The sequence below is a fragment of the Stenotrophomonas sp. STEN018 genome, from assembly GCF_056760235.1.
On sequence record NZ_JBRREK010000027.1, the window covers coordinates 19,042 to 38,849 of the forward strand.

Annotated in this window: 15 protein-coding genes; 2 read left to right on the forward strand and 13 right to left on the reverse strand. The window is 64.9% G+C overall.

What is annotated here, in order from left to right; translation table 11 throughout:
• Window positions 1-86: 86 nt before the first annotated feature.
• Genes ACVOMB_RS11830 through ACVOMB_RS11865 form a run of 8 tightly spaced genes read right to left on the reverse strand, consistent with a single transcriptional unit; the run spans window position 87 to window position 9,747 of the window.
• The gene (locus ACVOMB_RS11830; protein ID WP_481531360.1) at window positions 87-2,426 is read right to left on the reverse strand and encodes a DPP IV N-terminal domain-containing protein; all 2,340 of its coding nucleotides are present in this window, start codon (window positions 2,424-2,426) and stop codon (window positions 87-89) included.
• A 26-nt stretch (window positions 2,427-2,452) separates the two neighbouring features.
• Window positions 2,453-3,655, reverse strand: coding sequence for a M24 family metallopeptidase (locus tag ACVOMB_RS11835; protein WP_481531361.1), 1,203 nt, complete (start codon window positions 3,653-3,655; stop codon window positions 2,453-2,455).
• The gene (locus tag ACVOMB_RS11840; RefSeq protein WP_481531362.1) at window positions 3,652-5,238 is read right to left on the reverse strand and encodes an aldehyde dehydrogenase family protein; all 1,587 of its coding nucleotides are present in this window, start codon (window positions 5,236-5,238) and stop codon (window positions 3,652-3,654) included. Before ACVOMB_RS11840 ends, ACVOMB_RS11835 begins: the two co-directional genes overlap by 4 nt.
• Window positions 5,239-5,245: 7 nt before the next feature.
• Window positions 5,246-6,148, reverse strand: coding sequence for a dihydrodipicolinate synthase family protein (locus tag ACVOMB_RS11845; protein WP_481531363.1), 903 nt, complete (start codon window positions 6,146-6,148; stop codon window positions 5,246-5,248).
• On the reverse strand, window positions 6,148-7,452 hold the full coding sequence (locus ACVOMB_RS11850) for an FAD-dependent oxidoreductase (protein ID WP_481531364.1): 1,305 nt from the start codon (window positions 7,450-7,452) through the stop codon (window positions 6,148-6,150). The genes ACVOMB_RS11845 and ACVOMB_RS11850 overlap by 1 nt, the downstream gene beginning before the upstream one ends.
• Window positions 7,449-7,691 carry a (2Fe-2S)-binding protein gene (locus tag ACVOMB_RS11855; RefSeq protein WP_481531365.1) on the reverse strand — a complete coding sequence of 81 codons (243 nt, stop codon included), beginning with the start codon at window positions 7,689-7,691 and terminating at the stop codon, window positions 7,449-7,451. The genes ACVOMB_RS11850 and ACVOMB_RS11855 overlap by 4 nt, the downstream gene beginning before the upstream one ends.
• Window positions 7,688-8,806 (reverse strand): NAD(P)/FAD-dependent oxidoreductase, encoded by a 1,119-nt coding sequence (locus ACVOMB_RS11860; protein ID WP_481531366.1) that lies wholly within the window; start codon window positions 8,804-8,806, stop codon window positions 7,688-7,690. Before ACVOMB_RS11860 ends, ACVOMB_RS11855 begins: the two co-directional genes overlap by 4 nt.
• Complete coding sequence (locus tag ACVOMB_RS11865; protein WP_481531367.1) at window positions 8,803-9,747, reverse strand: proline racemase family protein; 945 nt, start codon at window positions 9,745-9,747, stop codon at window positions 8,803-8,805. Before ACVOMB_RS11865 ends, ACVOMB_RS11860 begins: the two co-directional genes overlap by 4 nt.
• 149 nt (window positions 9,748-9,896) lie before the next feature.
• Between ACVOMB_RS11865 and ACVOMB_RS11870 the strand changes: the two genes are divergently transcribed.
• Window positions 9,897-10,658 (forward strand): PAS domain-containing protein, encoded by a 762-nt coding sequence (locus ACVOMB_RS11870; RefSeq protein WP_481531385.1) that lies wholly within the window; start codon window positions 9,897-9,899, stop codon window positions 10,656-10,658.
• A gap of 273 nt (window positions 10,659-10,931) precedes the next feature.
• Window positions 10,932-12,026 carry a helix-turn-helix transcriptional regulator gene (locus ACVOMB_RS11875; RefSeq protein WP_481531368.1) on the forward strand — a complete coding sequence of 365 codons (1,095 nt, stop codon included), beginning with the start codon at window positions 10,932-10,934 and terminating at the stop codon, window positions 12,024-12,026.
• Between the two features lie 14 nt (window positions 12,027-12,040).
• Here ACVOMB_RS11875 and bla read toward each other — a convergent pair whose 3' ends face one another.
• The 5 genes from bla to ACVOMB_RS11900 all read right to left on the reverse strand — a co-directional run bounded on the left by bla (window position 12,041) and on the right by ACVOMB_RS11900 (window position 19,655).
• Complete coding sequence (gene bla / locus ACVOMB_RS11880) at window positions 12,041-13,072, reverse strand: class A beta-lactamase (RefSeq protein ID WP_481531369.1); 1,032 nt, start codon at window positions 13,070-13,072, stop codon at window positions 12,041-12,043.
• Window positions 13,073-13,141: 69 nt separating this feature from the next.
• Window positions 13,142-15,862 (reverse strand): TonB-dependent receptor domain-containing protein, encoded by a 2,721-nt coding sequence (locus ACVOMB_RS11885; protein WP_481531370.1) that lies wholly within the window; start codon window positions 15,860-15,862, stop codon window positions 13,142-13,144.
• Window positions 15,863-16,033: 171 nt separating this feature from the next.
• The gene (locus ACVOMB_RS11890; protein ID WP_481531371.1) at window positions 16,034-17,755 is read right to left on the reverse strand and encodes a cation acetate symporter; all 1,722 of its coding nucleotides are present in this window, start codon (window positions 17,753-17,755) and stop codon (window positions 16,034-16,036) included.
• Window positions 17,752-18,069 carry a DUF485 domain-containing protein gene (locus ACVOMB_RS11895; RefSeq protein WP_481531372.1) on the reverse strand — a complete coding sequence of 106 codons (318 nt, stop codon included), beginning with the start codon at window positions 18,067-18,069 and terminating at the stop codon, window positions 17,752-17,754. Before ACVOMB_RS11895 ends, ACVOMB_RS11890 begins: the two co-directional genes overlap by 4 nt.
• Window positions 18,070-18,221: 152 nt before the next feature.
• On the reverse strand, window positions 18,222-19,655 hold the full coding sequence (locus ACVOMB_RS11900; protein ID WP_481531373.1) for a DcaP family trimeric outer membrane transporter: 1,434 nt from the start codon (window positions 19,653-19,655) through the stop codon (window positions 18,222-18,224).
• Window positions 19,656-19,808: the final 153 nt, after the last annotated feature.

A 19,808-nucleotide genomic window follows, 5' to 3' on the forward strand; every position in this document is an offset into this window, starting at 1 on the left:
GCCCCTCTCCCCTTGCGAGAGAGGGGACGCGAAGCGCAAGCAAGGAACGATGAGACAGACACGGCCCATCTCAACCGACTCATCGCCTATGGCGAAGCTTTCTGATTCCAATCCGGCGTCGCCAGACCACGCAGATGGCGCACGAAGAAATCAAACTTGCGCCGCTGGATGTAATCCACCGGCTCCTGCGAACGGCCCACGCCGTGGCCGGTGCCCGGCACCGCCAGCAGGTCGAAGTCCTTGCCGGCGCGGATCAATGCATCAGCTACTTGATAGGTCGAGGCTGGATCGACGTTCTCGTCCTGCTCGCCCACGATCAACAGCAGCTTGCCCTGCAGCAACGACGCGTTGTCCACGCCCGAGGCGCTGCTGTAGCTGGCGTCCACCGGCCAACCCAGCCACTGCTCGTTCCAGCTGAGCTTGTCCATGCGGTTGTCGTAGCAGCCGTTATAGGCCACCGCCACCTTGTAGAACTGCGGATGGAACTGCAGCGCGTTGAGCGCGTTCTGGCCGCCGGCCGAGGCGCCGTAGATGCCGACACCCGCGCTGATGTCATAGGACGCATCACGCGCCGCCAGCGCCTTGTGCCAGGCGATGCGATCGGGGAAGCCGGCATCGCCGAGGTTCTTCCAGGCCACATCGTGGAAGGCCTTGGAACGGTTCATCGTACCCATGCCATCAATCTCGACCACGATGAAGCCCAGGTCGGCCAGTGCCTGCAGGCCGATCAGGCGCTCGTTGCTGGACTGCGAATCGAACGGCCAGAATTTCTTCTGCACCGAAGCATCATGCGGACCGGCGTAGATGCTCTCGATCACCGGATAGCGCAGTGCAGGATCGTAGTTGCTCGGGCGTACCACCAATCCCCATATCGGCGTGCTGCCGTCGCGGCCGGGCGCCGAGAAGGTTTCCGGCGCACGGTAGCCGGCGGCAAACAGCGCACTGGCATCGCCCCGCTCAATGGTCTGCAGCAGTTTGCCATCGCGGGCATCACGCAGCTCGCTGATGTTGGGTTGATCCAGGCGCGACCAGGTATCGACGTAGTGCGTGTTGTCCGGCGACAGGCTGATCTCATGCCAGCCATCGCCGGGGGTCATGTGCTGCAGGTTGCGGCCGTCGAAATCGACGCGGTAGAAGTGCTGCATGTACGGGTCGCCCGGCTCGCGGCCGTTGGCGGCGAACCAGATCTGCCGACGCGCCTCGTCGACCTTGATGATCTGCCGTACCACCCACGGGCCGCGGGTCAGCTGCTGCAGACGGCCACTGCGGCCGTTGACCATGTACAGGTGATTCCAGCCATCGCGCTCGGACATCCATACGATCTGCTCGCCGCGCTTGCCGACATCGTGAAACTCGGCGCGGTACCACCAGCTGTTGACGAAGGTCTTGCTGCTTTCCTCCACCACACTGCGCGACTTTCCGGTATGCGCATCCACTTCGATCAGGCGCACCTGCTGATGGCCGCGTGCGGTGTAGCGGAACGCCAGCGTGCGGCCGTCGGCACGGAACTGCGGCGTGGTGATTTCGTAGGCGTTGTCGAACAACGCGGTTGGCACCTCGATGCGGCGGCCGCTGTCCACTTCGAAGATAACCGGGCGATCGATATCGACCGGGTCGCCGGCCTTCGGATACAACTGGCTGCGTACCCGCGGCTGTACTTGGTCGTGCGGTGAGGTTTCCACCCGTGTCACCTGACGCGGGTAACCGGGCGTAACCCGCAGCAGCATGAAACGGGAGGAATCCGGCGACCAGGTGATGCTTTCCGGATCATAGAAATCGGCTGCCGCTCCGTCGCGCGCCAGCACCCGCAGCTTGCCATCGGCAAGATTGCGCACGATCACGCTGGCATCGCGCACCTGCGCCTCATAGCGTCCATCCGGCGAACGTTGCGGCGTATCGTCGGCAGCCACTGACAGATCACGTACCACGCCCCAGCCACGCGGGCGAGGACTCGGCCCGGGTTCGCTCCAGCGCGCACAGCGATAGGCGTCGGCCAGCTCGCAGCGCATCCAGGCGCCATCAATCCAGGCGCGCAACGCGCGGCCATCGTTTTCCAGCGTGTAGTCGGCGAACGGCAGGCGGCGACCATCCACCGTGCGGCCCAGCAGCGGCGACAAGGCGGTCGCCAGCCGGTCCTGATCGAAGGCCGCTGCGGACTGCGCCGTGTCCACACTGCGGGTCACGAACTCGAAACCGCCCGGCGTAGTCCGCCGGTAGCGATAGTGCTGCGCATCCGTCCAGGTGGCAGGCCCGGCCAAGCCCTGGGTCAGGTACATCCATTGCTCGCGCAGCTGCAGCGAACGGCTGAAGGCGGCCTCGTCCGGGGCCGGCGGCGCGGTCGCCTGTGCCAGCAACGGTGAAGCGGCGCAGATCAAACCAAGCACCAGCAGGCGGGCGTGACGGTGGACTCCCCCGGATCGAAGCATGCAGCGTGTCTCCTTGCGTTCAAAGGTCAGGCAAATGGCCGGTCGATGGCCGGCGATGGCGGTGTGAACCAGCGCGCGCCATCGGCGGTCACGTAGAAGTGATCTTCCAGACGCACGCCGAAGCTGCCTGGCACCACGATCATCGGTTCGTTGCTGCAACACATGCCCTGTGCCAGCGGCAACGCATTGCCGCGCACCAGATACGGCGCTTCATGGATAGCCAGACCGCAACCGTGACCGGTGCGGTGTGGCAGACCCGGCAATCGGTAGTCAGGGCCGAGGCCGGCGGCTTCCAGCACGCTGCGCGCGGCCTGGTCGACCACCTCGCAGGGCACGCCCGGGCGCACTGCGTCGAACGCGGCCTGCTGCGCGGCGCGTTCCAGGTTCCAGATACGCAGCTGCTCCGCATCGGGCTCACCGAAGACCCAGGTGCGGGTGATATCGGAGTTGTAGCCCTGCACAGCGCAACCGGTATCGATCAGCACCAGCTCACCGCGACGCAGGTGCTGCACGCCGGGAATGCCATGTGGGAAGGCCGTCGCGTGACCGTACTGCACGATGCAGAAGGTGGAACCACCATCGGCACCCAGCGCGCGGTGCGCCTCATCGATGAAGCGCACCAGGGTGTCGGTGCCGATGCCTTCATGGGCGATGCCGGCCGCCAACTGCTGCACGAACAAGGTCATGTCGCAGGCCTGCTGCATCAAGGCCAGCTCGGCTGGCGACTTGCACATGCGGCAGCCATCGATGATGGGTGCTGCGGACTGGATGGACGACGCGCCCAGATGGGCTGCCAAACCGACCTGGATGCGGAACGGCGCCTCCGGGTCCAGCGCCAGCGTGCGTGCGCCGCGCTCGGCCATCGCCGCGGCCACCAAGGCGTGCGGATCTTCGTGCTCTTCCCACAGCCGCTTGCCAACCGCGATACGCAGCACCGCATCCAGCGAGCCCTCCTCGAACGCAGGGCAGATCAGCATCGGCTCGCCGTCCAGCGTCAGCAGCATCGCCACCAGCCGCTCCGTGCCGCCCCAGGGCACGCCACAAAACCAGCGCAGCGAGCTGCCAGCGCTGACCAGCAATGCATCCACGCCCTGTTGGCGCATCAGGGCTCGTGCGCGGTGCAGGCGTTGTGCGTGTTCCTCGGCGCTGATGGCCGGCGCGCGGTGCGGCCACGGTGCCAGCTTGGCGCGGGCCTGTTCGAGAGTGAGATGTCCGATCTGTGCGTTCATGGCAGGGCTCCGATGTCGTCGGTGGTCCAGCGCTGGTCGATCCAGCGCAGCAGCCCACCGGGGTTGCGGTCACGCAGCTCGGTCGGGAGCAGCGCATCTGGCACATTGTCGTATGCCTGCAGCGCACTGAAACGCAGGATCGCCGCCGGCAGGCCGACTGCAGTGAAGGCAGGCTGGGTGGAAGCAGGAAATGGACCGCCATGCTGCTGCGCAGGGCTGACCAGCACGCCGGTCGGCATGCGGTTGCAGATCAGCCGCCCCACCCGCGGGCGCAGTACAGGAGCCAATGCCTGCCACGTCGCGTCATCGCTGCCGTCGTTGGCACGGTACAGCGTGCCGGTGAGCTGGCCTTCCAGCGTTGCGGCGATCGCCTGCATCTGCGCCGCATCAGCTACCCGCAGCAGCAGACTGCTGGGCCCGAAGGCCTCCACCTGGAAACGCGACGGCGCGGCCAGGAATGCCTCGGCATCGACTTCGAACAGGGTCGGCGCATGGGTGACACCCACGCTGCCCGGAGCGCCGCCACATAGCAGGCGTGCGCCCGCCTCGCGCAAGGCGCTGATTGAATGCCGCAGTGATGCCAGCACCGCCGGTGAAAGCAGCAGCTGCGGCGGGGTCTCTACAAAGCGGCTGCGAACCGCTGCAACGAATGCATCGCCGGCCACGCCGCGCGGAACGATCACCAAGCCCGGATTGGTGCAGAACTGGCCACTGCCGAGCAGGCAGGAGCTGCTGAATTCCTCCGCCAGTGCCATCCCGCGTTCGGCCAATGCCCCCGGCAACAGGAACACCGGATTCAGGCTGGACAACTCACCGAAGAACGGTGTGCCCACGGCATCGGCGGCTTGCTTCAGCGCCAACCCACCAGCACGGCTGCCGGTGAAGGCAATCGCTCCCAAGCGCGTGTCTGCGGCCAGCGTCAGCCCCAACGGTACCGCTACGTCGTACAACAGCTGCACCGTCGCCGCCGGCAGACCCGCGGCGTCAGCAGCACGCTGTGCATGTTCTGCCAGGCGCTGGCTGGTGCCAGGATGCGACGGGTGCGCCTTGGCGATCACCGGGTTGCGCGCAGCGATGGCGGCAGCGAAGTCGCCGCCGGAAACCGCATTGAAGGCGAACGGGAAATTGTTCGGCCCGAATACCAGCACTGGCTTGCCCAGCGGTGCATGACAGGAACGCAGACCTGCGGCAGTGTCGACTACCGGGCGGGTCCAACTGGCGCTGCGCGCCGCCTGTGCGGCCAGACGCAGCTGGTTGCAGGTACGCGGCAGTTCGTTGCCGTGCAGGCGGGTGGCTGCCGGCAAACCGGTCTCGGCATTGGCCAGGGCAACCAGCGCCTCGGCGTCGGCCTCCAAGGCTGCTGCATAGGCTTCGAGGAAGCCGGCAATGCGTGACGGCTCAACCGCCGCCAACAATGGTGCAGCGGCGCCGGCAGCAGCCAGCGCCTGTTCCACATCGGCCGCGCCGCTGCGCGGAAATTCAACGCCAATGGCCTGCCCGGAGGAGGGATCGATTGCCCGGAAGCTGCCCGTGCAACCGTCTGCGGCACGCCATTGGCCAGCAATGAGTAGCGGCGCGACCATATCCACCTCAGCGCTTGCGGGTAGCGATGGCGTGGTCGATCAGCGCCAGCGCCTGCGCGCGTTCGGCACCTTCCACCACCAGCCGCGGCGCGCGCACGCGCTCACTGCCCAGCCCAACGCGCTCCTGCATCAGCTTGATCAACTGCACGAACTTGGGAACAGTGTCCATGCGCAGCAGCGGCAACGACCACTCGTACAGCTCGCGCGCAGCCGCATAGCCGCCATTGCGGGCCTGCTCGAACAGCTGCACCGCCTCGGCCGGGAAAGCGTTGACAGTGCCGGCGATCCAGCCCTCGGCCCCCATCGCGATACCTTCCACGATCAGGTCATCCACACCCACCAGCAGCACCAGACGGTCGCCAAGCAAGGCCTTGATCGCGGCCAGCCGACGTACATCGCCCGAGGATTCCTTGATTGCCTGCACCTGCGGGAACTCGGCGGCGAACTCGGCGATCTGCTCCGGACTGAAGTCGGTCTTGTAGGCAACGGGGTTGTTGTACAGCAGTACCGGCAGGTCGGTGGAGGCGATGACAGCGCGGATGTAGTCGCCCATCTCGCGGCGGTCGCTGGAATAGACATAGGGCGGCAGCACCATCAAGCCACGTGCACCCACCTGCTGGACCGCCGCAACAAGCGCGATGGCCTCCTGCGTGGACAGCGCGGCGATTCCCGCGACAATCGGCACCCGTGCACCCACCGCCTCGACCAGGGTGCGCACGATGGCCACCTTTTCGTCGAAGCTCAGGGTCGCGCTCTCGCCCAGCGAGCCCAGCGGTACCAGACCGCTGCAGCCTGCGTCGACCAGATGCCGCGCATGCTCAGCCAGGAAGACGTGGTCGACAGCGCCAGCGGCAGTGAATGGGGTGGTGATGGCCGGCAGCACGCCGCGCCAGAATTCTGCATTGCTCATCAAGGAGTACCTGTTCCGTTTTCGTCGAAGGAAACATCCGCCAATGCCGCCAACGTGACCGGGGTCAACGGCGGCCGCACGGCCGTGGGGGAAGTGTTGGGTGTAGCCAATTGCAGCTCGCGCAGCGCGGCGCCACAGATGCGACCCTGGCAAGCGCCCATGCCGCAGCGGGTAACCAGCCGCAGCTGGCGTGGATCGCGGTGTTCGCGTATTGCCGACAGCGGTACGTCTTCGCAGCGGCAGACCAAGGTGTCGTCCTTGGCCAGCCCGTGGACCCTGCCATCAGTGCTGAAATGACGCTGCAGCACGGCTGCGTAGGCGCGTTCGTGCTCGCGACGGACCCGCAATGCCTCACCAGCGCGCTCATCGCCCAGTGCGAAGCAGGCGGCCATCGCGCCTTCCAGGTGTGCGCAATCACGACCACCAATGCCGATCACCTCGCCAGCGGCGTGGATGTCGGCATGGCTGCTGCGCAGGCGTTGGTCTACCCGCAGCAGCGGATGCGTGTACGACACATCCAACTCGCAGCCGAGCATCCGCGCCAGTTCAATATTGGGCACCAGACCCCAGCCCACCGCCAACAGATCACAGTCGATCCGTTCGCAGCGACCGTCGGCAAATTCGATATCGGCGGCGACCAACGCACCCGCGCCATGTGCGGCGCGTACGATGCTGTGCTTGTGCCACGGCACGCCCGCCAAGCCTGCGCGCAATACCGCGGCCTGGCCCAGCTTGCGTGGCCAACGCCACAGCTGGCGGGCGAAGCCATGCAGTTGTGCCGCGGCGACCTGTTCATGGATGCCGAGCAGGTGGGCGCCGTGCCGCTTCAACGTCGCGGCGGCGGCGAGCAACAGCGGTCCACTACCGGCCACCACCACCCGCTTGCCGGCTACCGGCCAGCCCTGCTTCGCCAGTGCCTGCAGGCCGCCAGCACCACTGACGCCGGGCAAGGTCCAACCCGGGAACGGCAACAGCAGTTCACGTGCACCGGTGGCAAGCACCAGCTTGCGCCAGTGCAGGGCTACCGCAGCGTCGGCATGCGATGCGATCAGGCAATGCCCCTCGGCCATCGCGACCTCGTGCCCGGGCAGCCACTCGACACCCGCAGCCTGCAGACCCTCGATCTGCACACGCGCCCTTGCCGGCACACCAAAGCGCAGATCGTGCCGCCAGACCTGACCACCGGCACGCGGTTGTGCATCCACCAAGCCAACCTTGGCACCACGCCGTGCACCAGCATGTGCGGCGGCCAGACCTGCCGGGCCGGCGCCGACTACCAGCAGATCGAAATCCAGACGCTTCATCTCTGCGTCTCCACGCGCATGCCTGGACGTGCCAACACCATGCACGCACGCACCTGCTCTTCCGCGCCGATGCTCACCCTGCACTCGAAGCACACGCCCATGCCACACAGCGGCGCACGCGCCTGGCCGCTGGGCGAGAGGCGGAAGCGGCTGCGGACCTGGGCAATGGCAGCTGCAACGCTTGAACCATCAGGCACTTCCACGCGCATGCCGTCCACGCTCAGCACCACGCCGCTCATCGCGTCACCTGCAACACCCGATCCGGCAGATACGGCGTCAACGCCAGTGCCGGCGAGCGCCCAAGCAACGCATCAATCACCAGCCGCGCACTGCCCGGTGCGGCGGTAATCCCCAGCCCTTCATGGCCTGCCGCTACCCATACGCCATCACGCCCGGGTACCGCGCCAAGATAGGGAAGCCCATCCGGCGTTGCCGGACGGAATCCACACCAGCTGCGCAGTGCGCGCAGCCCCTGTAGTGCTGGGACGAATTCAAATGCTCGCTGCAGCATGCGTTGCAGCAGCAGCGGCGATACCTCGTTGCTGGTCGCGTCGTATTCGCGCGAGGAGCCGATCAACAATTGCCCGTTGGGGCGCGGCTGCACGTTGAACGAGACACTGGCCGCATCGCCGCCATGTGCGGCAGCGGCGTAGCCCATCTCGATCAGCTGATGACGCAGCATTGGCCGGTAGCGATCGGTGATGACCAGTTGACCCTTGCGCGCGCGCATCGGCAGCTCCGGCAGCAGCTCGGGCAGTGCGGTGCCAGTGGCGACCAATACTTTGCCGTGCAGGACGCGGCCATCGGCCAATAACACACCGCAATCGGTGAGGCCGGTAGCGCGCACGCCACTGATAAGTTCCGCGCCATCGCGGCAGGCATCGGCGATAAGACGCCAGGCGATGCGTGGCGGATAGACCACCGCATCGTCACTAACCCGCATGCCGCCACACATGCCCGCAGCCAGCTTCGGCTCAAGTTCGTACAGCGCACGCGCGTCCGTCGCCTGTGCGCTGACCCCGGCCGCCGCCAATGCTTCGACACGTGCAGCGACACCTTCCAACTCATGTTCGGTGCGTGCCACCCACAAGGTGCCGTAGCGCTGGTATTCAGCCTGCGGCCACGCTGCCCAGCGTTGCCACTGCGCCAGCGAGTAGGTGCACAGCGCCAACTCGTGCGGGTCACCATCCATCGCCACCAGGTGCCCCATCGCCGCCGCACTGGCACCGCCACCGATCACCCCGGACTCCACCACCGCCACCTTCAGCCCGGCGGCCACTGCCGCCTCCGCGCAGGCGGCACCGACGATGCCGGCGCCGATGATGATCAGGTCATGGTGACTACGGCTGCTCATGCCTGCGTGCTGCCAATGCCCCAGGCGAAGGGATCGGCCGGGTCAATCAACATCGTGGCGCGGGCGGTGATCCACGCCTGCCCACTGATGCGCGGCAGGATGCCGTCGACACCACGCCGGTAGGAGCCCTCGAACACGCTGCCGAGGATGCCTTGCTGCATCCAGGTTTCACCCTCGCCCAGCTTGCCGTCCACCGCCAGACAGGCGAGCTTGGCACTAGTGCCGGTGCCGCACGGCGAACGGTCATAGGCCAATCCCGGGCACAGCACGAAATTACGCATCTGGCCGCTGCCATCAGGCGCTGCCGCGTTGACCTCGATGTGGTCGATGGCACCGTCGCTGCCGCTGATGCCGGCCTGTTCCAGGGCAAGCCGGATGGCCTCGGTATAGGCGGTCAACTCGCGCTGGTTGCCCAGGCTCAGTTCGCACGGGCTCTGCGCGGTGATGAAGAACCAGTTGCCACCCCAGGCCACGTCGCCGCGTACGCTGCCATGGCCGGGCACATCCACCGCTACGTCATGCAGGTAGCGCCGACTCTCGACGTTGTCCACCGCCACCCGGCCATCGCTGAACAGCTCCACGCCAACCGTACCGACCGGGGTTTCAATCCGATGCGTGCCCGGGCCAATGCGGCCGAGCTCGGCCAGGGTGCGGACCACGCCGATGGTGCCGTGGCCGCACATGCCCAGGTAACCCACGTTGTTGAAGAAGATCACCCCGGTGCAGGCCGATGCGTCTTCGGGCGGCAGCAGCAGCGCCCCGACCATGGTGTCCGAGCCACGTGGCTCGCAGGCCAGTGCTGCCCGCCAATGGTCGAAATCGCGCGCCAGCAGCTCACGCCGCTGGCGCAGGCTGCCACTGCCAAGGTCGGGAAATCCGCCCAGCACAACCCGGGTGGGTTCGCCTGCGGTATGCGAATCAATGATGTCGATGCGGTGCATGTGAACATGCTCCCATCGCCGCAAAAGCCCGAATAGCAGGCGATTGAGCGCACTCATGCGGAATTCGGCACAACCCCGGAAACGCTGCGACAGCGGCTGCCGGCATGCGCTAGGATCGGCCGCATGCCACCTTGAAGGCCGCCACCGCGATGACGATGCCCTTGGACGCCCAGCATTCCTCAAGCGACGTACAGCACCTGTTCGACGCGCTCCCCGATACCGTGTTCTTCGTCAAGGACCGGCAGGGACGCTATACCCATTGCAACCTCACCCTGGTGCAGCGGCTTGGCAAAAAGAAGCGTGGCGAAGTGATCGGGCGCTCACCGCTCGAGGTATTTCCCTCACCCTTGGGCAATCGCTATCTGCTGCAGGACCAGCAGGTCCTCAACGGCGACCCGATCGCCGACAGGTTGGAAGTTCACCTGTATCCGAACCGCAGGCCTGGCTGGTGTCTTACCCTCAAACGGCCCATGTACAGCAATGGTGCGATCAGCGGTCTGATGGGCGTTTCGCGCGATCTGGGCAAACCCAATAGCCGCCATTCGGCCTTCGCCCAGCTCGATAAGCTGGTGGTTTACATGCAGTTGAACTTCGAGGCCAACCTGCGCACGCCACAACTGGCCGAGCTGGCCGGCATGTCGCTGGCCCAGCTGGAGCGGCACTTCCGCCACGTGTTCCAGCTGACCCCGCAGCAATACATCATCAAGCTGCGCATCGAGATGGCGATGCGCCTGCTGCGTGGCGATGGCAGCATTGCCCGCATCGGCCAGCGCTGTGGGTTCAACGACCAGAGCGCTTTTGCCCGCCAGTTCAAGGCCACCGTCGGCATGACCCCCAGCGAATACCGGGCACTGGATGACAGCTTCGGCATGACCGAGCCCACCGAAGCCGGCCTGGCGAGCACCGCCTGATGTCGTAACGCAACATGCGCATCGACCTGGTCTGGCTGCGGCGATACCGACGGAGTATTGCTGCTACCGCCAGGCTGGTGCGAGGCGCTCACCTCCGTTCGGGACCAACATCGATTGCCACTCTGGCCTGCGCCCCGCCTGGGCAGCACTTGCCCGCGCGCGCGAGCGGGTGCTAGAAGGGTTCATGTCCTGCCTGAACTGGTGCGGCAGAAAATTGGGGGGATCACCGCAGCCGCGACTGCTGCGCTTTATGACCCGGAGATACGCAACACCATGCTGGGACGCGAACACGATATCGCAGCCAACCCCGATGCCTGCCCGGTGCAGGCCAAGACCGACCTGCTGCAGGCACTGGATCTGCATTCGCTGTGGCGCGCCTGCGTGGATCTGGTCAATCAATACCTGCCCTGCCACTCCTGCACCTTGATGTACGACATCAACGGCAGCTATCAACCACAGCGCAGCCTGCATTTCCTCGGCTCCAGCGCCACCGGTGATGCGCGGCCGCTGCGCAGTCTCGATGTTGCCGCACCCTACCTGCAGCGCAATCCACGCATTGATTGGTACACGCTGTCGCAGATCGCTTCGACCGACGCGCAGGCCCGGTTGCGGCTACGCGCGCAGAATCCCGCGCCCGGCTGGAACGAGTTCATCCACATGGCGTTCTGGCGCGAGCAAGGCTTGGACGCGGTATTGAGCATCCGCATGCACGCAGGCCAGGAACAGATCACCGGTACCCACCAGCAATTCCTTGGCGAACTGCACCAGCTGATGGGAGCAGGCCTGCAGCGAGTGCATTCACTGCGGCATGAAAGGCGCAGCGCCTATCAGGCCCTGCTTGATCGCCAGAGCCAGGCCGACATCATCCTCGACCACGAACTGCACCTGATCAGCCTGTCGCCAGCAGCCCAGCTGCTATGTGTGGAGGTGCTTGGCGGCGGCGCTCGTCACGCGTGCTTCCCCGACAGCGTCGCCGTAGCACTGCGTAGCTGGCTGCAACAGGCAAGTGAGCAAAGTAGTGCTGGCATGCCGATGGATGACCTGCGCCTGCCCGGCACCGAGCTGGTCGTCAGCCTGCACGGCAGACTGCAGGCAGACGGCCTGTATCCCATGTACCTGTTGCGTCTGACGCCGCTGCAGTCAGCGGCCGCTGTAATGCCCATGGCTGCCCGGCCAACATGGTCCAGACTCTCACCCACCGAGACCCGCGTTGCCGAGCTGGTGCTGAATGGCATGCGCAACGAAGAGATCGCCAATCACCTGCGGCGCTCGCGCAAGACCATCGAGAGCCAGATAAGCGCGATCTACCGCAAGCTCGACGTTGGCCACCGCGCGCAGTTGGTGCGCCTGCTCAGCGTCACCGGCTGAGCAGGCGAAATCGCTCAAGGCACGAACAGGAAGTAATCGTGCGCAGCGCGGGCCAGCTGTGCGATCGCCGCATCGCGTTCCTCGTTGCTGGCGCGCGACTGCACGAACACAGTGACGATGGCATGGCCGCGCCCATCCGGCAAAGTGATCACGCCAACATCGTTGATCACATCACCCACGGTGCCGGTCTTGTGCGCGACCGGGGTTTCCTTTGGCAGCATGCCGCGCAGGCGTGCGGTACCGGTGCGGGTGTCGAGCATGATGTCCTGCAGCAGCTTGGTCGAGGCCGGTTGCAGCACTTCGCCACGCCAGACTTTCTGCAAAAGGGTCGCCATCGCGCGAGCGCTGCTGGTATCGCGCGGATCTTCATTCCAGGCATTGGTGTGGCCGCGTCGCAGCTCTTCGCTGCGCTCTTTGCGCGACAGCTCGGCATAGGCGGCAGGACCCATCGGGTTAGTCTGCGAAGCGGCGTTGCCGCGGTAATTGGCCAGCAGCTCCCAGATGTAGCGATCCACCCGCATACCACTGATGCCCAACGCCTGCATGCGTGCGTTCACTGCCGTGGTACCGCCGCCAAGACGGATCAGGATGTCGGTGGCGTTGTTGTCGCTGACCGTGATCATCATATGCAGCAGGTCGCGCACGGTGATGGCCGAACCGGCGCTCAGGTGCAGGTCCATCGGTCCGCCCATTTCCGGGTAGACATCGTCTGCGCCCAACGTTACCTGTTGCTGCAGGCTCAGCTTACCTTCGTCCACCAATTTGAGGATGTGCACGGCCACCGGCACTTTCATCGTGCTGGCCATCGGGAAGGCGCGATCGGCATCGAGATAGACGCTGCGGCCGCTTTCCAGATGGACGATGGCCGCGCCGAGCTGACCGGGAAGCAGCGCCGCGAGTCGCTGCGCTTCGACCTGCAAGCCCTGGCTGGATGCAGGCTTGGTGGCAGCCATCGCTGGGAGCAACATGCAGGCCAGCAGTGGAGCCACGAACAACGCGCGCAGGCGCGGACGCATTGTGGAACGACGAAGTTGATGCTGGTACATACTCGAATCCTCTACAAATAACCTGCAAATGCAATGCCGCCGCCCGTCGCTGGGCAACGGCCATCATCCCTAGAAGCGCATGCGCGCGCCAAGCGTGAAGTAACGGCCCACCACGTCGTAATAGGGCGAGCCGACCGCGCCCAATGGTGACTTCTTGTCGAACAGATTGCTGATGTCGGCGTAGACCTCGACTTCGTTGTCACCCGACAGCGGAAAGCGCGCCTTGCCACCCAGGTCCCAATACACATACGACGGAATGTTGCCGTTGGTCAGCACGAGCTGGTTGTTGTAGACGCCAGCGGAGATGTAACGCGCCCTCGCCTGTGCACCATAGCGATCACCGCGCCAGCCGAAAGTTGCGTTGGCCCGCCAGCGCGGCACACCGGAGCCACCGGTCAGGCCCTGCGAGGTCACGTACTCGAAGGTGTTCTTGCCGTCGTAGGTGCTGAGGTTGTCGGTCCAGGTCGCCAGCACGCGGGTGTGGAAATTGCCGGACATCGCCGGAATTATTTTCTCCGCCGGCAGGTTATAGAGCAGGTCGATATCGACACCGTTGGTGCGGTACTCGGCCAGGTTGACGTAGTTGGAGTTGATCCGCTCGATCTCACCATTGCCATCACGCTGGATGCGCCCACACATGGCCTGGTTGCCGGCTATACAGCGCAACACGGTTTCCTGTGCGGAAACCTGGGTGATCACGTCCTTGATCTCGATGTCGAAGTAATCCACCGACATGATCAGCCCCGGCACGCTGGCCGGTGCCCAGGTGAAGCCGGCGGTCAGCGTGTCGGCCTTCTCCGGGTCCAGCAGCGGATTGCCACCGCCAATCACCAGCGCGCTGATCGAGGTACCGGTCAGCGGATCGCTGATGGTCGACCAACCGGTGGTGCTGGTGGTGTACATCTCGGACAGGTTGGCCGAACGGATATCGCGCGAGCGGGTGAAGCGACCACGGAAGCCATCGAAGAACTCATTGGTCATACCGTACTTCCACGACCAGATCGCGCCGGAGCTGTTGTAGTCGCTGAAGCGCGCCGCAGCGTTGACCTGCAGGTCACGCAGCACCGGCATGTCGCGCAGCAGCGGCGCGGCAACTTCGGCGAAGGCCTCGCGAACCTGGAAGCTGCCAGCCATCGGTGAGGAACTCCAGGTACTGAACGACTTGGTCAGGTCCTGCGCGCCCACTTTCTGATCGATCTGCTCCTTGCGCGCTTCAAGGCCCACCGCCACCGAGACTTCACCGGCCGGCAGCGAGAACGGTTCGCCACGCAGGTCCAGCCCGGCCGCGTCGAGCTTGGTATTGGTCATGCGCTTGGGCGTGCCGGTGACATAGGCCGCCGCTTCCGCCGATGGGGCGCCGTGGCCGATCAGGTTGATCGGCACGCAGCCGGAGTTGGGATTGCTCAGGGTCACCCGGCACACCGGCTTGCCGCTGACCGGGTCGATCACCGCATCCACCGCGTCGCGGTAATTGCTGGTCAGCAGGAAACCCGGCGCAGCCAGATCGGACTGGTTATCGCCATGGCTGTAGTAACCGCTCCAGCGCCAGTTGTCGCCGACCACGCCATCCAGCGCCAGCGTGAACTGGGTGGTGCGGCGGTCGTAGTCGATATCGGGAAAGGCAAAATCGCTGTTGAAGCGGCCCAGACCGAAGCTGGTCTCCCCGGCGGCCACCAGTGCATCGCGCACGGCAGTCGGCAGGTACGCGTTGTCGATGCCGATCTTCAGCCCGGTGCCACGGTTGTGGTCGCCGAACCACGGGAAGCGGTTCCAGCTGCGCGAGTGGCGCACATCCATGGTCAGGCTGGTGTTGTCGGTGAGGTTCCACGACAGCCGACCGAGCACGTTGTAGCGGCGCTGTGGCGTCATCAGCGAGCTGATGTCGTCGTTGCTCGGGCTTTCGCCACCCTGGATCAGCGACGCACCGGTATAGCCAGGGAACCTGCGCAGGCTGCCATCCGGATTGAAGGCCTGCCCGGCCAACACGCCGGTGGTGATCAAACCGCCGATGGCGGCATTGCCGTAACCAACGTTGTCTTTCATCGTGAACGTGCCGTCGCCATTGGACAACTGCGCGGTACGGCCCAGCCACGGCCGCGATGACTTTGGAATGATGCCGTCGTTGTTCAGCGCTTCGCCGCCGATCACGATATGGCCACGGCCTTGTGCGATCTCGAAACCGGTAGCGGCAGAGATGTACTGCTTCTGGTTGTCCGAGCGCGAGGACATGCCGCCCTGCACGTCGATCTTGGTGCCGACCAGCTGGCTGTCCAGCTGCACGTTGACCACACCGGCGACTGCACCCGAGCCCCAGGCGGCAGAGGCACCGCCGGTAACCACATCCACGCCGCTGATCAGGATCGAGGGGATGCTGGCCAGATCGTTGTCGCTGGAGAAGCGCCGCCCATCCAGCAGCACCAGGGTGCGGCTGACGCCGAGGCCGCGCAGGTCAACCGGCGCCCGCGCCGCATCCACGCCGGTGGTGTGAGTCTGCGGCGACACCGTGCCACGGAACTGCGGCAGGTCGTTGAGCGCGGCAGCGATATTGGTGTGGGTGGAAAGCTGCAGGTCCTCCGGCGTCACCTTCACCGTTGGCGTCGGTGCATTGAAACCCGGCCGGTCGATGCGCGAACCGGACGCGGTGACGTTGACGCTGCCGATATCCACCACCTTGTCGGTGGCTTGGTCAGGTTTGGCATCGACCGCTTGGGCGAAGGCGCTGGGCAGGCTGCCGGCGATGATCAGGGCGATGCCCGTGGACAAGGTGGTTCTGGCGATACGGCACGGCATACGGTTCCTCGCAGAAGGCTGGAAGTGGAACTGCTGACCTGACAATGCGGACCCTCACCCGCATCTTAGGAAGCCGCCTTCCCGCCCCGCATCAGGGAAAACCCCGATACCAACCACTCAAACGACAACGGCCAGCACAAGGCTGGCCGTTGTTTCAAACGTTACCAATGCTTAGTGCGACGAAGCCTTGCTCGCACCAATGCCGGTCTCGGCACGCACTTCCTGTGCCGGGTAGGCGGCACGCTCGGCCTGTGCGTTCTTGCTCTTGTCGGTGATCGAGAAGAACCAGATGCTGACGAAGGCAATCGTCATCGAGAACAGTGCCGGGCTGGTGTACGGGAACGGCGCACTGCCGGCCGCATTGCCCAGCGTGTCCACCCACACCGACGGCGATAGCAGGGTCAGGATCAGCGACGAGGCCAAGCCCAGCGAACCACCAATCACCGCACCACGGGTGGTGCAGTCCTTCCACAGCAGCGACAGGATCAGTACCGGGAAGTTGGCCGAGGCGGCGATGGCGAAGGCCAGCGACACCATGAAGGCCACGTTCTGCTTCTCGAACACGATACCCAGCAGCACCGCGATCACGCCCAAGGCCAAGGTGGTGATGCGCGACACACGCAGCTCCGAGCCCGGCTCCGGGTTGCCCTTCTTGAACACCGTGGCGTACAGGTCATGCGACACCGCCGATGCACCGGACAGCGTCAGGCCCGCAACCACGGCCAGGATGGTGGCGAAGGCCACGGCCGAGATGAAGCCCATGAACAGGTTGCCGCCAACGGCCTTGCCGACCAGCACGGCTGCCATGTTCGGACCGCCCTGGATGGTGCCGGTGACCGGGTCCGCATACTCCGGATTGGTCAGCACCAGTGCGATCGCACCGAAGCCGATGATGAAGATCAGGATGTAGAAGTAGCCGATCCAGGTGGTTGCCCACAGCACCGACTTGCGCGCCTGCTTTGCATCGGGAACGGTGAAGAAGCGCATCAGGATGTGCGGCAGGCCGGCGGTACCGAACATCAGTGCCATGCCGAACGAGATGGCCGAGATCGGATCCTTGACGAAGCCACCAGGCCCCATTATCGCCAAACCGGTACTGGCCGCTTCCTCCGCACTCTTGCCGCCATTGGCTGCGATCTGGGTCTTGACCCGCACCGCCTCGCTGAACAACGCCTCGAAGCTGAAGTTGAAGTGCCACATCACCATCACGGCCATGAAGGTCACGCCCGACAGCAACAGGCAGGCCTTGATGATCTGCACCCAGGTGGTTGCAGTCATGCCGCCGAACAGCACGTAGACCATCATCAACACGCCGACAAGCGCCACTGCGATCCAGTAGTCCAGGCCGAACAGCAGCTTGATCAAGGCACCGGCACCAACCATCTGCGCGATCAGGTAGAACAGCACTACCACCAGCGTGCCGGAGGCGGCAAACATGCGGATCGGCTTGGGCTGGAAGCGGTAGCCGGCGACGTCGGCAAAGGTGAAGCGGCCGAGGTTGCGCAGGCGCTCTGCCATCAGGAAGGTCAGGATCGGCCAACCGACCAGGAAGCCCAACGCATAGATCAGGCCGTCGTAGCCATTGGTCATCACCGCGGCGGTGATGCCGAGGAAGGATGCCGCCGACATGTAGTCACCGGCGATGGCCAGGCCGTTCTGGAAACCGGTGATGCCGCCACCGGCGGTGTAGAAGTCGGACGCGGACTTGGTGCGACCGGCTGCCCACTTGGTGATGCCAAGCGTGAACAGCACGAAGGTCGCGAACATGATGATCGCGGTCCAGTTGGTCGGCTGGCGCACGGTCTGACCGATGTCGCCACCGGCAGCCATGGCCGCGCCGCTGGCGATCAGCAGACCGAGCAGGGCGCCGGTTCGCAGGAAGGAGTGGGTCATTGCGCTTCCTCCACGATCTCTTCGGTCAACTTGTCGAATTCCTTGTTGGCACGGCGCACATAGAAGCCGGTGATGACGATGGTGAACACCATCAATCCCAAGGCGATCGGAATGCCGACGGTGGTGATCTTGCCGGGGCCGATCGGCGTGGCCAGGAAGGCCTTGTCGAAGGCGATCAGGCCGATATAGCCGTAATACCCCAGCAGCATCAGGATGGTCAGGAACCAACCCAGCTTGTTGCGCGTGCTGCGCAGCCGTTGGTATTTCGGGTTGGAGGCGATCCGCTCTACACGGGGATCGACGGAAGCATTCATCGGAATTCTCCAGGCGTTGGGAATACGAACGCCACGGCATGCGGAACATGCATTGACGGTCACATGAGTGCTCCCCGTGGGGGTAGGGAGATGGGGCGTACTGCATTTTCAGACGCGGTAGCGGCGCTATTGCAGCGCCGCTACCGGATGGGTCAGAAGCTGTACTTGGTGGTGAACTGCACGCGGCTGATATCGCCCTTCTTGCCGTTCTCGATCTCGCGCACGCCGTACATCAGCTCGGCACCGACATCGACCTTGGGCATCGGGGTGTAGAAGATGTTGCCGCGGATCGACTGCACGCTCTTGGTCACCAGGTCACCAGTGATGGAGGCGTTGTTGTCGTAATCGCTGCGTGCGTAGATCAGGTTGGTGCGCAGCTTCGGGGTGAAGGCATGGCGCCAGCCGACATAGCCGGCAACCACGCCGGTCGGGTCGATCTCGTCGCGGATGGCGTCATAGCCACCGTCGGCGGTGATGCCCAGGCCGATGTAGCGGGAAATACCTTCGCCACCGGTCAGCTGGTAATGCAGGGTATCGGCATCGCCCATCAGCCACTTGCCGCCGAGGGTGACACCGCCGCCGACCTTGCTGGCATCGGCACCGGTGGTCTGGTTGTCGAGCTTGAGCTGACGCACCAGGCCGGCCACGCCGAAGCTACCCCAGTCACCCTTCCAGCCGTAACGCACGGTCAGGTCGGGCATCGAGCCACGGTCGGAGTTGGCTACCGCCGGCACATTCCACTTGCCGGTGACCGGGTTGTAGGCGCCGGTAAGCGTGGTGGTTTCCGGGTTTTCCAGGGCAACACTCAAACCGCCATTGGTGTAACGGATCTGCGCCTGGCGCACGAAGATCACGCCATCGGTGGGGCCGACGAAGTCAGCCGCTTCCGGGATCGAGGCGGCATCCATGAAGTTGGACCAGGTCTGGCCGGCCAACCACTTGTTCCAGTACATATAGGCGTGACGCAGGGTGACGCCATAGGTGTTGGTGGCGGTCTGGTTGCCCAGCGCGTTGCCGAAGAAATCCATCTCGACCAGTGCACCGGCCTTGTCGCCGTTGTCGGCCACATGGTCCACGCCCAGGTTGAAGCGCGAGAACTTGGCGTGCGCGTTGTAATCCACGTCCGAGGCCTTGCCCGAACCACCGGCGCCCTGCACCGGGGTCTGGCCCGGAAGATACAAGGCGCGGCCGGTAGCATCGTCGGCCAGTTGGCCGTCGCCGGTACGGGTGGCGAGGAAATCGGCCTTGATGAAGCCACCCACCTTGAAGGTGGTGCCCGGCGCTGCGCCCGGGGTGATGGTGGTCAGCTGAATCGGCTGCTTGCCGGCCGGCACAGCGGGCGCGGCGACGCGCTCAGCCTGTGCGCTGCGCACCTGCACCACTTCACTCTGGGTCTGGGCGATGGCGCCCTGCTGTTGCTGCTGGGTGGACAGCAGCAGCTGCACCTGCCGCTCAAGATCGGCGACACGCGCTTCCAGCGCCTTCTCTTTTGCGCTCTCGGCGAAGGCCATGCCCGGCGCAATCAGCGCGACGAACAGGGCAGCTGCAAGTGGCCGGCGGGCCGTTTTCAACATGTTTCGATTCATTGGGACTGCCTCTCTCCAGGCTGGCGAACGGTCCGCGCCGGTTGCACGGTCGCAGCCAGCGTGCGCGGCGATGGCAGCGGCCGGCTATTCGCCATTAGTCGTAAGCAGGCGTCTGTTCGACCATCGTCTAACAGAAGATGCAGCGCGAGGTGG

Excerpts from the sequence above, each read along its gene's own strand:
- ACVOMB_RS11830 (WP_481531360.1), bottom strand. The coding sequence starts at position 2,426 with ATGCTTCGATCCGGGGGAGTCCACCGTCACGCCCGCCTGCTGGTGCTT.
- ACVOMB_RS11835 (WP_481531361.1), bottom strand. The coding sequence starts at position 3,655 with ATGAACGCACAGATCGGACATCTCACTCTCGAACAGGCCCGCGCCAAG.
- ACVOMB_RS11840 (WP_481531362.1), bottom strand. The coding sequence starts at position 5,238 with ATGGTCGCGCCGCTACTCATTGCTGGCCAATGGCGTGCCGCAGACGGT.
- ACVOMB_RS11845 (WP_481531363.1), bottom strand. The coding sequence starts at position 6,148 with ATGAGCAATGCAGAATTCTGGCGCGGCGTGCTGCCGGCCATCACCACC.
- ACVOMB_RS11850 (WP_481531364.1), bottom strand. The coding sequence starts at position 7,452 with ATGAAGCGTCTGGATTTCGATCTGCTGGTAGTCGGCGCCGGCCCGGCA.
- ACVOMB_RS11855 (WP_481531365.1), bottom strand. The coding sequence starts at position 7,691 with ATGAGCGGCGTGGTGCTGAGCGTGGACGGCATGCGCGTGGAAGTGCCT.
- ACVOMB_RS11860 (WP_481531366.1), bottom strand. The coding sequence starts at position 8,806 with ATGAGCAGCCGTAGTCACCATGACCTGATCATCATCGGCGCCGGCATC.
- ACVOMB_RS11865 (WP_481531367.1), bottom strand. The coding sequence starts at position 9,747 with ATGCACCGCATCGACATCATTGATTCGCATACCGCAGGCGAACCCACC.
- ACVOMB_RS11870 (WP_481531385.1), top strand. The coding sequence starts at position 9,897 with ATGACGATGCCCTTGGACGCCCAGCATTCCTCAAGCGACGTACAGCAC.
- ACVOMB_RS11875 (WP_481531368.1), top strand. The coding sequence starts at position 10,932 with ATGCTGGGACGCGAACACGATATCGCAGCCAACCCCGATGCCTGCCCG.
- bla (WP_481531369.1), bottom strand. The coding sequence starts at position 13,072 with ATGTACCAGCATCAACTTCGTCGTTCCACAATGCGTCCGCGCCTGCGC.
- ACVOMB_RS11885 (WP_481531370.1), bottom strand. The coding sequence starts at position 15,862 with ATGCCGTGCCGTATCGCCAGAACCACCTTGTCCACGGGCATCGCCCTG.
- ACVOMB_RS11890 (WP_481531371.1), bottom strand. The coding sequence starts at position 17,755 with ATGACCCACTCCTTCCTGCGAACCGGCGCCCTGCTCGGTCTGCTGATC.
- ACVOMB_RS11895 (WP_481531372.1), bottom strand. The coding sequence starts at position 18,069 with ATGAATGCTTCCGTCGATCCCCGTGTAGAGCGGATCGCCTCCAACCCG.
- ACVOMB_RS11900 (WP_481531373.1), bottom strand. The coding sequence starts at position 19,655 with ATGAATCGAAACATGTTGAAAACGGCCCGCCGGCCACTTGCAGCTGCC.